13 protein-coding genes are annotated in these 12,340 nt (G+C 73.5%); 6 read left to right on the forward strand and 7 right to left on the reverse strand.

Annotated features, from left to right (window positions below):
* Nucleotides 1–2,219 (reverse strand): Tex family protein (locus F9B16_RS43825; protein ID WP_151546192.1); only part of this gene is annotated, 2,219 nt, incomplete at its 3' end.
* 257 nt (nt 2,220–2,476) lie between these two features.
* Between F9B16_RS43825 and F9B16_RS43830 the strand changes: the two genes are divergently transcribed.
* Both F9B16_RS43830 and F9B16_RS43835 read left to right on the forward strand, forming a co-directional pair.
* Nucleotides 2,477–3,766 carry a sensor histidine kinase gene (locus F9B16_RS43830; protein ID WP_225992473.1) on the forward strand — a complete coding sequence of 430 codons (1,290 nt, stop codon included), beginning with the start codon at nt 2,477–2,479 and terminating at the stop codon, nt 3,764–3,766.
* Nucleotides 3,718–4,362, forward strand: coding sequence for a LuxR C-terminal-related transcriptional regulator (locus F9B16_RS43835; RefSeq protein ID WP_151546181.1), 645 nt, complete (start codon nt 3,718–3,720; stop codon nt 4,360–4,362). The genes F9B16_RS43830 and F9B16_RS43835 overlap by 49 nt, the downstream gene beginning before the upstream one ends.
* Nucleotides 4,363–4,369: 7 nt before the next feature.
* On the opposite strand, the gene F9B16_RS43840 is transcribed toward F9B16_RS43835, so the two are convergent.
* A complete protein-coding gene (locus F9B16_RS43840) occupies nt 4,370–4,786 on the reverse strand; it encodes a cupin domain-containing protein (RefSeq protein ID WP_151546182.1) in 417 nt (138 codons plus the stop codon).
* 61 nt (nt 4,787–4,847) lie between these two features.
* On the opposite strand from F9B16_RS43840, the gene F9B16_RS43845 reads away from it, so the two are divergent.
* Together F9B16_RS43845 and F9B16_RS43850 are read left to right on the forward strand one after the other, a co-directional pair.
* Complete coding sequence (locus tag F9B16_RS43845) at nt 4,848–5,324, forward strand: MarR family winged helix-turn-helix transcriptional regulator (RefSeq protein ID WP_151546183.1); 477 nt, start codon at nt 4,848–4,850, stop codon at nt 5,322–5,324.
* A 206-nt stretch (nt 5,325–5,530) separates the two neighbouring features.
* Nucleotides 5,531–7,366 (forward strand): glycoside hydrolase family 18 chitinase, encoded by a 1,836-nt coding sequence (locus F9B16_RS43850; RefSeq protein ID WP_151546184.1) that lies wholly within the window; start codon nt 5,531–5,533, stop codon nt 7,364–7,366.
* A 103-nt stretch (nt 7,367–7,469) separates the two neighbouring features.
* Here F9B16_RS43850 and F9B16_RS43855 read toward each other — a convergent pair whose 3' ends face one another.
* The 3 genes from F9B16_RS43855 to F9B16_RS43865 all read right to left on the reverse strand — a co-directional run bounded on the left by F9B16_RS43855 (nt 7,470) and on the right by F9B16_RS43865 (nt 9,958).
* Entirely contained in the window at nt 7,470–8,357 is an 888-nt protein-coding gene (locus F9B16_RS43855; RefSeq protein WP_151546185.1) for a nucleotidyl transferase AbiEii/AbiGii toxin family protein, read from the reverse strand.
* Nucleotides 8,354–9,028 carry a hypothetical protein gene (locus tag F9B16_RS43860; protein WP_151546186.1) on the reverse strand — a complete coding sequence of 225 codons (675 nt, stop codon included), beginning with the start codon at nt 9,026–9,028 and terminating at the stop codon, nt 8,354–8,356. Before F9B16_RS43860 ends, F9B16_RS43855 begins: the two co-directional genes overlap by 4 nt.
* A gap of 138 nt (nt 9,029–9,166) precedes the next feature.
* Nucleotides 9,167–9,958 (reverse strand): SDR family NAD(P)-dependent oxidoreductase, encoded by a 792-nt coding sequence (locus F9B16_RS43865; protein WP_151546187.1) that lies wholly within the window; start codon nt 9,956–9,958, stop codon nt 9,167–9,169.
* A 91-nt stretch (nt 9,959–10,049) separates the two neighbouring features.
* On the opposite strand from F9B16_RS43865, the gene F9B16_RS43870 reads away from it, so the two are divergent.
* Nucleotides 10,050–10,649 (forward strand): TetR/AcrR family transcriptional regulator, encoded by a 600-nt coding sequence (locus F9B16_RS43870; RefSeq protein WP_151546188.1) that lies wholly within the window; start codon nt 10,050–10,052, stop codon nt 10,647–10,649.
* A complete protein-coding gene (locus F9B16_RS43875) occupies nt 10,646–11,365 on the forward strand; it encodes an HAD family hydrolase (RefSeq protein WP_151546189.1) in 720 nt (239 codons plus the stop codon). Before F9B16_RS43870 ends, F9B16_RS43875 begins: the two co-directional genes overlap by 4 nt.
* On the opposite strand, the gene F9B16_RS43880 is transcribed toward F9B16_RS43875, so the two are convergent.
* Together F9B16_RS43880 and F9B16_RS43885 are read right to left on the reverse strand one after the other, a co-directional pair.
* Entirely contained in the window at nt 11,355–11,639 is a 285-nt protein-coding gene (locus F9B16_RS43880; RefSeq protein WP_151546190.1) for a YciI family protein, read from the reverse strand. The genes F9B16_RS43875 and F9B16_RS43880 overlap by 11 nt on opposite strands.
* 68 nt (nt 11,640–11,707) lie before the next feature.
* Nucleotides 11,708–12,340, reverse strand: a 633-nt coding sequence (locus tag F9B16_RS43885; protein WP_151546191.1) for a LysR family substrate-binding domain-containing protein, incomplete at its 5' end; no start/stop codon positions are given.

The raw sequence follows: 12,340 nt of genomic DNA on the forward strand, positions 1-12,340 counted from the left end.
CGGTCGCGGGGCTCGCCGCCGCGGCCGCCCCGCTGGTCGCGGCCGGGCTCGTCGTCCAGCCGCAGGGTCAGCGAGATCCGCTTGCGCTGCAGGTCGACGTCCAGCACCTTCACCCGGACGATGTCGCCGGGCTTGACGACCTCGCGCGGGTCCTCGACGTACTTGTCCGACATCGCGGAGATGTGGACGAGCCCGTCCTGGTGGACGCCGACGTCCACGAACGCGCCGAACGCGGCGACGTTGGTGACGACGCCCTCCAGCAGCATCCCCGCCTCGAGGTCGGAGATCTTGTCGACGCCCTCCTTGAACGTCGCCGTCTTGAACGCCGGGCGCGGGTCGCGGCCCGGCTTCTCCAGCTCGGCGAGGATGTCGGTGACGGTCGGCAGCCCGAAGGTGTCGTCGACGAACGCGGCGGGCTTCAGCGACCGCAGCACGGCGGTGTTGCCGATGAGGCCCTTGATGTCGCTGCCGGCGGCGTCCAGGATGCGCCGGACGACGGGGTACGACTCGGGGTGCACGCTGGAGGCGTCGAGGGGGTCGTCGCCGCCGGGGATGCGCAGGAAGCCCGCGCACTGCTCGAACGCCTTCGGGCCGAGGCGCGGGACGTCCTTGAGCCCGGAGCGGCTGCGGAACGGCCCGTTGGCGTCGCGGTGGGCGACGATGTTGTCCGCGAGGCCCTCGCCGATGCCGGACACGCGGGTGAGCAGCGGCGCGGACGCGGTGTTGACGTCGACGCCGACCGCGTTCACGCAGTCCTCGACGACGGCGTCGAGGGAGCGCGACAGCTTCACCTCGGACACGTCGTGCTGGTACTGGCCGACGCCGATCGACTTCGGGTCGATCTTGACGAGCTCGGCGAGCGGGTCCTGCAGGCGGCGGGCGATGGAGACGGCGCCGCGCAGCGAGACGTCCATGCCGGGCAGCTCGCGGCCCGCGTACTCCGACGCCGAGTACACCGACGCGCCCGCCTCCGACACCATGATCTTGGTGAGCTTGAGGTCGGGGTGCCGGGCGATGAGGTCGGCGGCGAGCTTGTCGGTCTCGCGGGACGCGGTGCCGTTGCCGATGGAGACCAGATCGACCTGGTTCTCGCGGGCGAGCCTCGCCAGGGTCTCGATCGACTCGTCCCACTTCCGCCGCGGCTCGTGCGGGTAGATCGTGTCGGTCGCGACGACCTTGCCGGTGGCGTCGACGACGGCGACCTTCACGCCGGTGCGCAGGCCCGGGTCCAGGCCCATGGTGGCGCGGGTGCCGGCGGGCGCGGCGAGCAGCAGGTCGCGCAGGTTCGCGGCGAACACCCGGACGGCCTCGTCCTCGGCCTCCTGGCGCAGCCGGGTGCGCAGGTCGATGCCGAGGTGCACGAGGATGCGGGTGCGCCACGCCCAGCGGACGGCGTCGGCCAGCCACTTGTCGGCCGGACGGCCCTGGTCGGCGATGCCGAAGCGGCGCGCGATCTCCGCCTCGTAGGAGCTGCGGGCGGCCGGGGCGTCCGGCTCGTCCTCCGGCACCAGGTCGAGGTCGAGGACCTCTTCCTTCTCGCCGCGGAACAGCGCGAGGACGCGGTGCGAGGGCAGCTTGGCGAACGGCTCGGCGAACTCGAAGTAGTCGGCGAACTTCGCGCCCGCCTCCTGCTTGCCGTCGCGGACCCGGGACACCATGCGGCCCTGGTTCCACATCCGCTCGCGCAGCGCGCCGATGAGGTCGGCGTCCTCCGCGAACCGCTCGACGAGGATGGCGCGCGCGCCCTCCAGCGCGGCGGCCTCGTCGGCGACGCCCTTCTCGGCGTCGACGTAGGCGGCGGCCTCGGCCTGCGGGTCGCGGGACGGGTCGTCCAGCAGCATCTCGGCGAGCGGTTCGAGGCCGGCCTCGCGGGCGATCTGCGCCTTGGTGCGCCGCTTCGGCTTGTACGGGAGGTAGATGTCCTCCAGGCGGGCCTTGGAGTCGGCCGCCATGATCTGCGCGCGCAGCTCGCCGGTGAGCTTGCCCTGCGAATCGATCGACTCCAGGATCGCGGCGCGGCGCTCGTCCAGCTCGCGCAGGTAGCGCAGCCGCTCCTCCAGCGCGCGCAGCTGCGCGTCGTCGAGGGCGCCGGTCGCCTCCTTGCGGTAGCGGGCGATGAACGGGACGGTCGCCCCGCCGTCGAGCAGGTCCACGGCGACCCGCACCTGGCCCTCGCGGACGCCGATCTCCTCGGCGATGCGCTCGGTGATGGGCCGGATCGAGGGCTCGTCGCCCTCCGGGCCGGCGGACGTCTGGCTGATGGTCGCTGTCACAGCTTGGATTCGCTTTCTCCCCTGGGTGTCGCCTGTGCATTGTCCAGGGATCGGGGCCGCTTGTCTTGTCGCCGCTCGAATGACGGTGGGTCCAGCACCACCTCTCCGGCCGGGGAAGAGTGGGTCTAGCACCACCGAGCTCTGGGACGCGCTCGACCACAATGGTGGAGATCCACCGCTATGGCCATTCCTTGGAGGACACGGTGAGCGAGCTCCTGCGGACGTACGGGCGGCGTGCCCTGACCTGCCTGTTCCGCGCGATCCTCCAGATCGTGATGGCGTTCGCGGTGAACCTGCCGCTGTTCATCCTGGCGGTGCTGTCGGTCGCGTTCATCCCGCTGGGCGTCGGCGTCGTCCTGACGCCGGTGGTGTTCCAGGCGATCCGGACGGTCGCCGACCAGCAGCGGGCGTGGGCGGCGGAGTGGTCCGCGGTGACGATCCCCGTCCCGTACCGGCCGGAGCCGGCGGGCGCGGCCGGGCCGTTGCGGCGGCTGGGGCGGCTGCTGGCCGATCCCGCGTCCTGGCGCGACCTGCTGTGGACGATCCTGAACGTGCCGGTCGCGCTCGTCCTCGGGGTGCTCGCGGGCGGGCTGGCGGTGTACGGGCTGGAGGGCGTGCTCCTCGCACCGTGGCTGGCGCTGATCAGCGACTACGGGTGGGGGCCGTTCTGGCCGGTGGAGGACTGGGGCGCGGCCGGGATCGCGGGGTCGGTCGTGCTGGGCGCGGCGCTGGTCGTGGTGGGCGGCCCGGTGGGGCCGTTCTTCCTGAAGGCGCACGCGCTGTTCGGCCAGTCGCTGCTGGCGCCGACGCGCGCCGCGCTGGCGGCGCGGGTGGAGCAGCTCGCGGAGTCGCGGTCGGAGACGGTGGACGCGTCCGCGGCGGAGCTGCGGCGCATCGAGCGGGACCTGCACGACGGCGCGCAGGCGCGGCTGGTGGCGCTGAGCATGAACATCGGGCTGGCCGAGGAGATGATGAAGCACGATCCGGAGATGGCGGCGAAGCTGCTCGCCGAGGCCCGCGAGTCGAGCGGGACGGCGCTGACGGAGCTGCGCGACCTGGTCCGGGGCATCCATCCGCCGGTGCTGGCCGAACGCGGCCTCGACGGCGCGGTGCGCGCGCTCGCGCTGACCCTGCCGCTGCCCGTGGACATGCACATCGACCTGCCCGGACGTCCCGAGGCGCCGGTGGAGTCGGCGGCGTACTTCGCGGTGGCGGAGATGCTGGCGAACGTGGTGAAGCACTCCGGGGCGCGGCGGGCGTGGCTCCAGATCGAGCACTCCGGCGGCCGGCTGATTATGATCATCGGGGACGACGGGACGGGCGGCGCGGACCCCGCGGCGGGGAGCGGCATGCGCGGCATCGAGCGCAGGCTCGCGGCCTTCGATGGCACGATGGCCGTGACGAGCCCGCCCGGCGGGCCGACCGTCGTGACCATGGAGCTGCCGTGCGCGTTGTCATCGCCGAGGACCTCGCCCTCCTCAGGGACGGCCTGATCAGGCTGCTCGGGGCGTTCGGCTTCGAGGTCGTGGAGGCGGTGGACAACGGGCCGTCGCTGCTGCGGGCGCTGACGGCGCACCGCCCGGACGTCGCGGTGGTGGACGTCCGGCTGCCGCCGACGTTCACCGACGAGGGGCTGCGGGCGGCGCTGGAGGCGCGCAAGCAGGTGCCGGGGCTGCCGGTGCTGGTGCTGTCGCAGCACGTGGAGCAGCTTTACGCGCGGGAGCTGCTGTCGGACAGCTCGGGCGGCATCGGCTACCTGCTGAAGGACCGGGTGTCGGACGTCAAGCAGTTCGTGGAGGCGGTGCGGCGGGTCGCGGACGGCGGCACGGCGCTGGACCCGGACGTGGTGGCGCAGCTGCTCACCCGGCACGCCCGCGAGGAGCCGCTGCAGCAGCTGACCCCCCGCGAGCGCGAGGTGCTCGGGCTGATGGCCGAGGGCCGCTCGAACGCGGCGATCGCCGCGAAGCTGTTCGTGACCGAGAAGGCGATCAGCAAGCACACGAACAACATCTTCGGCAAGCTCGGCCTGCCGCCGTCGGAGGACGACAACCGCCGCGTGCTCGCGGTCCTGGCCTATCTCGGCGGCTGAGCGCTCCTCATCGGGCCCAGGGCGGGACGATCCGCTCGTCGCCCTGCGGCGCCAGGTGGCACTTGTCCGGGTCGACCACCGCGTCGGGGTCGTAGGCGAGGCAGCCGGCGTGGGCCGCGACGACGGCGGTGAAGCCTTCGGCGGACGCGGTCACCTGGCGGGGCAGGTCGGCGGGCAGGACGACGGTGTCGCCGGGGCCGACCTCCAGCTTGCGGCCGTCGAGGTCGACGGTGGCGGCGCCGTCGAGGAACGTCCACACCTGCTCGGTGTCGAAGGCGTGCAGCGGGCCGGTCCTGCCGGGCGTGGCGTCGACGCGCCAGACGGCGATGCCCTCGGTGCCGCCCTGGGTGGGCGTCGCGAAGGTGGTCATCACGCCGTTCGGCGTCTCGGTGCGGCGGTTGCCGGCGTTGCGGAGCAGTGTCATGGTCCCTCATCCCGTAGATTGGTCAATGTGGTTGTCCATATAGTCAACGAGGTTGTCTTTCATGTCAAGCGCTCCCCCGGACCCGCCCGGCTTCGAGCTGCCGCTCCGGCTGTTCCTCGCGTTCCGCGTGATCATCGATGAGCTGCACGCCGAGCTGGCCCGCGAGGGCCATCCCGAGATGCGGCCGATGCACGGCTTCGTCTTCCAGGCGATCGGGCCGGGCACCACGGCCGTCGAGCTGGGCCGCCGGATCGGGGTGTCCAAGCAGGCCGCGGGCAAGATGGTCGAGACGCTCGAGCGGGCCGGCTACGTCGAGCGCACCGCCGATCCGGCCGACGCGCGGCGCAAGATCGTGCGGCTGACCCCGTACGGCGTCGACGCGCTGGCCCGGTCCGCGCAGATCTTCGACCGGATCCGCGGCGACTGGGTGCGGCGGCTCGGCGCCGGCCAGGTGCGGGCCCTGGAGGACACCCTCCGCGCGATGACGCCGGACGACCTGTGGCGCCTGGACATGCCGGGGTGGTTCGGGACGACCTGAACCCGCGTTCCGGTCTTTCTCCGGCGCGGCGGCCCGTACGTCCCCAGGCAGGCGCCCAGACCACCGCCGCGCGGGTCCGGCGGCCGTTCGCGAGGGCTTGTACGGCCGTGTTCGCGCGGTTACCATCACCCCAATTTCTTAGGAAACTTTCCTAAGAGAAGAGCGGGGATTCCTGTTGGTTCGGGGGCACGGACGAACGGAGAATCATGTCCAGACCGGGCGGAAGGCGGGCCGTCGCGCTCGCCACCGCGGCCACCCTCGCACTCGCGACGTCCCTGCTCACGGCGCCACCGGCGCCCGCGGCCGGGACGGTGACGGCCACCTGCGCCAAGACCTCGGACTGGGGCACCGGCTTCGAGGGCAACTGCACGATCAGCAACGGGACGGGCGCCGCCATCAGCGCCTGGAAGGTCGAGGCGGACCTGCCGTCCGGCACGTCCATCACCTCGGTGTGGAACGCGACGAAGACCGTCTCCGGCACTCACTACACCTTCGCCAACGCGAGCTGGAACGGGACGGTCGCGGCCGGCGCGACCACCAGTTTCGGCTTCGACGGCACCGGCTCCGGCTGGCTCACCGGCTGCACGGTCAACGGCGCCGCCTGCGACGGCTCGGGCACCCCGCAGCAGGACACCCAGGCTCCCACCGCTCCCGCGAACCTGCACTCGACGTCCAAGACCGCCACGAGCGTCTCGCTGGCGTGGAACGCGTCGACCGACAACGTCGGCGTCACCGGCTACGACGTGTACAACGGCGCGACGAAGGCCGCCACGGTCACCGGCACGAGCGCGACCGTCTCCGGCCTGTCCGCCAAGACCGCCTACACCTTCACCGTCAAGGCGCACGACGCCGCCGGCAACGTCTCCGCCGCGTCCGGCGCCGTGTCGGTCACCACCGACGACGGAGGCGGCGGAAACCCCGGCGGCGGCGGGAACAAGGTCGTCGGCTACTTCACCGACTGGGGCGTCTACCAGCGCGCCTACTACGTCAAGAACATCGACACCAGCGGCTCCGCCGCCAAGCTCACCCACCTGAACTACGCGTTCGGCAACGTCACCAACGGCCAGTGCGCCATCGGCGACGCCTACGCCGACTACCAGCAGACCTACACCGCCGCCAACAGCGTCGACGGCGTCGCCGACACCTGGGACCAGCCCGTCGCCGGCAGCTTCAACCAGCTCCGCAAGCTGAAGAAGAAGTACCCGAACCTGAAGATCCTCTGGTCGTTCGGCGGCTGGACCTGGTCCGGCGGGTTCGGGCAGGCCGCCGCGAACCCCGCCGCGTTCGCCGACTCCTGCTACAACCTGGTCGAGGACCCGCGCTGGGCGGACGTGTTCGACGGCATCGACATCGACTGGGAGTACCCGAACGCCTGCGGGCTCTCCTGCGACACCAGCGGCCCGGACGCGTTCAAGAAGCTGATGGGCGCGCTGCGCGCGAAGTTCGGGTCGAGCAACCTGGTGACTGCCGCGATCACCGCCGACGCCGGCGACGGCGGCAAGATGGACGTCACCGACTACGCGGGCGCCGCCCAGTACGTCGACTGGTTCAACCCGATGACCTACGACTACTTCGGCGCCTGGGACGCGCAGGGCCCGACGGCGCCGCACTCGCCGCTGACGTCCTACCCCGGCATCCCGCACGCGGGCTTCAACACCTCCGACACCATCGCCAAGCTGAAGGCCAAGGGCGTGCCGGCGGGCAAGCTGCTGATCGGCATCGGCTTCTACGGCCGGGGCTGGACGGGCGTCACCCAGTCCGAACCGGGCGGCACCGCGACCGGCGCGGCGCCCGGCACCTACGAGGCGGGCATCGAGGACTACAAGGTCCTCAAGGGCAAGTGCCCCGCGACCGGCACCGTCGGCGGCACCGCCTACGCCAAGTGCGGCAGCGAATGGTGGAGCTACGACACCCCGTCCACCATCGGCGGGAAGATGGCCTACGCCAAGGGCCAGGGCCTCGGCGGCGCCTTCTTCTGGGAGCTGAGCGGCGACACCACCGGCGGCGAGCTGATCACCGCCATCAAGAACGGCCTCGGCTGACGCGGCTCCCCGGGGCGCGCCCTCCCAGCGTCCCCTGAAGCGCGGCCGAGCCCGATGGGCCCCTGACCGAAACCGGACGCCGGTCAGGGGCCCTTCCACGCCTTCACCCGGGCTGTGCGGGAGAGGCCGGCGCGTCCGGGTCGAACAGGGGCCGGACCAGGTCGTCGGCGACGGCCCTCAGGTAGTCCCGCGCCGTACCGCGGACCATCGGATGCTCGGCGCGGAACCCGTCCCAGTCGAGCCCGTCCCAGCGGGCGAGCTCGGCGTGGAGCCAGCGGGTGCCGATGATGGACGCCGCGTCGTCCAGGTCGGTGGTCCTGTCCAGCAGTTGCGGCGAGGGCCGGACGTTGCGGAGCAGCCACACGTCGTACAGGTCCTTGGACAGCGGACGCGAGTCGAGCCACAGCCAGTACAGCTTCCAGCACAGCGACTGCTCGGGCGTCGCGGCCTTGAGGAACAGCGGCGGGTCGCCCGACGGGCGGGGCACGGCGGTCCGGCACGGCGGGGCGTGCAGCTTCTCGTCGAACGCGAAGTCCACCTGGACCTGGCCGCTCGCGTCGCCGCAGTGCCAGGGCAGCGTCAGCCGGAATCCCCAGCGGCCGTCCTCCCGGTCGCGGACCATGGTCTCCCGCGCGCCGTACGCGTGGATCGACGACCGCTCGGCCCGGCTCGGGACGAAGCGCAGGCCGTCCATCAGGCCGGTCCGGGGCGCGTACTCGACGTCGAGGAAGAGGTCCTCGAAGATCTCGTCGGTCTGGAGCTCGTCGTCCCTCCAGACATCGGAGTCGACGACGAAGTCCAGGTCGTGCGGCATGCGGGCGTCCTGGCCGTACCAGGCGCGCATCAGGGCGCTGCCGCGCAGCACGAGGTGCTCGCCCCACTTCGACCACGAGATCGCCGCGAGGACGTGGTCGAGCGCGCCCTCGTGCGCGATCTCCTGGAGGGTCGGCTCGTGCGGCGCCATGCCCAGGAGCGGCGGGTCCTCCGTCATCGCGTCTCCTCCTCGACCCGCGCGGAGTCCTCGAACCGCGCAGGCTCACTGGACCTTGCGGGCTCCTCGATCCAGCCGTCGTCCAGGGACTCGTCGGCGTCGTGGACGACGAACTCCCGCTCCACCGCGACGATCTCGTGGCCGCGGGCCCGCAGGTCGGCGGCCAGCGCGTCGAGGCGGCGGCCGGCCGTGCGGGAGCCGACGCACCGGCAGCGCTGCGTGACGAACCGCTCCTGCAGCCCGTCGGCGCGGACGCGCCGGGCGTTGCGGGACACGTGGGCCGCGTGCGGGCGGGCGGCGCCGGCGAGCGCGCCCGCGTCGAACCCGGGGTCCAGCAGCAGCTTGAGGTGGTGCTCGAAGTAGTACGCGGGGCCGAGCGCGTCGGCGTCGTCGACGGGGACGTCCGCGTTCCACGGCGCCGCCTCGACCTTCACCCGCGCCACCTCGAACCCGTCCGCGCGCAGGCCGGCGGTGGTCCGGGCGGCCCCGGCGAGGGCGCCGGCCAGCGTGCCGCGGGTGCGCAGCGTCAGCATCGGTTGCGACGCCACCCGGCCGCGTTCCAGGACGATGTGGACGAACTTCAGGCCGCGCGCCGCCGCCCACCCCGCGACCGCCTGGGCGGCGGCGGGGCGGACGGTCACGTGCGTCTCGAAGTCTCCGGCGAAGTCCACATCCGGATGGTCGCAAACCGCCCACCGCAGGGCCTACCGGTTTTCCGTAAGCCCTGCCTGCGCGGGCGCCCGGCCGCCGAGAGGTTCAGGCCGGTCTATGAGGGGCCTTGCCAGCCGGTCTGCGAGGGGTCCGGGCGGCTAGAGGTCCTGGCCGCCGTCGATCGTGAGGATCTGGCCCGTCATGTACGGGTTCGCCATGAGGAACAGCACGGCGGCCGCGGCCTCGTCCGCGGTCCCGAGGCGGCCGAGCGGGGTCTGCAGCCCCGCCTTCGCGACGGCCTCGTCCCCCGCCGCGTCGGCGCCGGCGCCGATCACGCCGCGCGCCAGCGGGGTGTCGAACATCCCGTACCGGACGGTGTTCGTGCGCAGCCGGCGCGGCGCCAGCTCCACGGCGAGGGCGCGGGTGAGCGTCTCGACGCCGCCGACGGCCGACAGCAGCGCCATGCCGGGCCGCGGCCGGACCACCAGGTTGCCGGACGTCAACGTGATCGATCCGCCCGCGCGCATCCGCGGCACCGCGGTACGCGCGGCGGCGAGCGCGGGCCAGAGCCGTCCCTCGAACGCCTCGCGCGCCCCGTCCCGGGTGACCTCGGTGATCGGCGCGGGCCCGGCGATGCTCCCGGCGGTGAGCAGCACATGGTCGACGGTGCCGGCGCGCTCGAAGGTCTCCTCCAGCGCGGCGTCGTCGGCGGCGTCGCCCGCGACGCCCAGCACCTCGGCCTCCGGGCCGGCCGCGCGGGCGTGCTCGACGGCGGCGTCCAGCCGGGCCTTGTCGCGCCCGGTGAGCACGACGCGGGCGCCGAGCGAGGCCAGCATCGCGCCGGCGGCCAGGCCGATGCCGGAGCTGCCGCCGATGACGACGGCGGTCTGCCCGGCGAGTCCCTGCGGCAGCGGCGAGCGGACCGGGATGGGCGCCTCGGTGGTGGTCATCGCGTTCTCCTCAAATAAAACATCCAGTTGGTTTAGAGCCAGCCTGGAGCATCGGGGGCCGCAAAGTCAACCGGATGGTTTAATTCAGGTCATGACGTACGACGCGGAGGCCACCCGGCGGCGGATCTTCGACGCCGCCACCGCCGAGTTCGCCGCGCACGGGCTGGCCGGAGCCCGGATCGAGCGCATCGCGTCCCAGGCCCGCGCCAACAAGCAGGCCATCTACCTGTACTTCGGCGGCAAGGAGAAGCTTTTCGGCGAGGTCGTGCGGAGCAAGGTCGACGAGGTCTGCCACGGCGCCGAGCTCCGGCCCGCCGACTTCGCCGAAGGCGTCGGCCGGCTGTTCGACTGGTACCGGGACAACCCCGACCTCGTCCGGCTGCTGCTGTGGGAGGCGCTGGAGGGCCGCGGCGAGGTCCACGGCGAGCCCGAGCGCCGCGAGGACTACCGCGCGCGGGTCCGCGAGTTCCAGAGCACCGGGGTCGTGCGGGCGCCGGACGGGCCCGAGGGCACCCGCGTCACGCAGGACCGGATCTTCACCGTCCTCGGCCTCGTCGCGTGGAACTTCGCCGTCCCGCAGCTGCGCCGGCTCGTCCTGGACGAGGACGACGACGATGCCGCCCTCGCGCGGCGGCGCGCGTCCGTCGTGGAGGCCGCGCGCGCCCTCGCCGAAGCGGGGATCTTCGCATGACCGGCGCCCCGGAGCCCCGCGCGGCCCCGCACGGGCCCCGGGCGGTTCTGTTCGACCTGGACGGGACGCTGCTCGACCATGCCGGCGCGGCGGGCGAGGCGATCGCCGCGTCGTTCCCGGACGAGGCCCCGGAACCGCTGGTCCGGCGCTGGCTGGAGCTGGTCGAGATCTCCGTCGACCGGTACCTGGCGGGCGAGCTGACGTTCGCCGAGCAGCGGCGCATCCGGATCGTCACGCTGGCCCGCGAGCTGGGGCTCGGCGACTGGGACGACGCGCGCGCCGACGCGTGGATCGCCGGTTACGTCGAGCGGTACGCGTCCGCGTGGCGCCCGTTCCCCGACGCGCCGGGTCCCGTGGCGGCGCTGGCGGAGCGCGGCCTGCGGCTCGGCGTGATCACCAACGGGGACGCCGGGCAGCAGCGCGCGAAGATCGAGCGGATCGGGCTCGCGGACCGGCTGCCGTACCTGGTGACCTCCAGCGAGACCGGCGCGGCCAAGCCGGACCCGGAGATCTTCCGCGTCGCCTGCGCCGGGCTCGGCCTGGCCGCCCGCGACGTCGTCTATGTCGGCGACCGGCTGGACGTGGACGCGCGGGGCGCGGCGTCCGCCGGGCTGGCGGGCGTGTGGCTGGACCGCTCCGCCGGGCCCGTCCCGGACGGCCTGGACGTGCGCCGCATCACGTCGCTGGACGAGCTGCCCGGCCTGCTCACACGGTGATGCCGGCGAGCGCCGAGCGCGTCGGCTCGATCGCGATGATCTCGTAGCGGACGCGTCCGGTGCGCAGGAACGGGTCCTCGGCGGTGATCTCCTCGATGCGGGCGCGGTCGGTGCCGTCCGCGAGGATCACCCCGCCGACGCGCGGGTCGCGGCGGGCGGTGAGCAGGAACGTCCCGGCCTCCATGTGCCGGTCGACGTACGCGTAGTGCTCGGGGATCAGCGCGTCCAGCTCACCGAGGACGCCGTCGTCGTAGTGCAGCAGCAACAGGAACATGCGGGTAGTGAACGCCGCGGCCCGCCGCCGCGTCCACGAGGCGCCGCCTATGGCGGGTGAGGCCCCGCCTAACGCCGCAGACGGCGGGCGACGGCCTCGGCGGCCGCGTGGCCGGGATCACGGCGCCAGGCGAGCGCGAACCTCAGGCGCGGCGCGTCCGCGGCGATCGGCCGCCACACGAGCCCGGGTTCGGCCGCCCATTCCGGGCGCAAGGCGACGATCGGCTCTCCGGACGTCAGCTCGGCGCGGGCGACCGCGCGCCGAGCGGTCGACACGCGGGTCTCCGGGTCCCAGCCCGCGGCGCGGCAGGCGTCGAGCACCGCGTCGTGGTAGCCGGACGCCAGCTCGCGGTCGAACCACAGCAGCCGCTCGCCCGCCAGGTCGCGCCAGGCGACCGCGTCCCGCGCGGCGAGCCGGTGGCCGTCCGCCATCAGCACGCCGAGCGGTTCGTCGTGCACGACCTCGGACGCCAGCCCGGCGAGGCGGGCGGGCAGCGTCACCACGGCGAGGTCCAGCTCGCGGCGGCGGAGCGCGGCGAGCTGCCGGTCGGTCGCGGCGTCCTCGTACACCGGCCGGACGCGGGCGTCGCGCGCCGCCGCGCCGAGACGTCCGGGCAGGTCGGGCGGGATGCCGGGCGGCACGCCGACGACCAGCGTCGCGGTGGCGGACGACGCCGCCGCCACGGCCCGCGCGCCCCGCTC

This window comes from Actinomadura montaniterrae (assembly GCF_008923365.1).
Classification (GTDB): domain Bacteria; phylum Actinomycetota; class Actinomycetes; order Streptosporangiales; family Streptosporangiaceae; genus Spirillospora; species Spirillospora montaniterrae.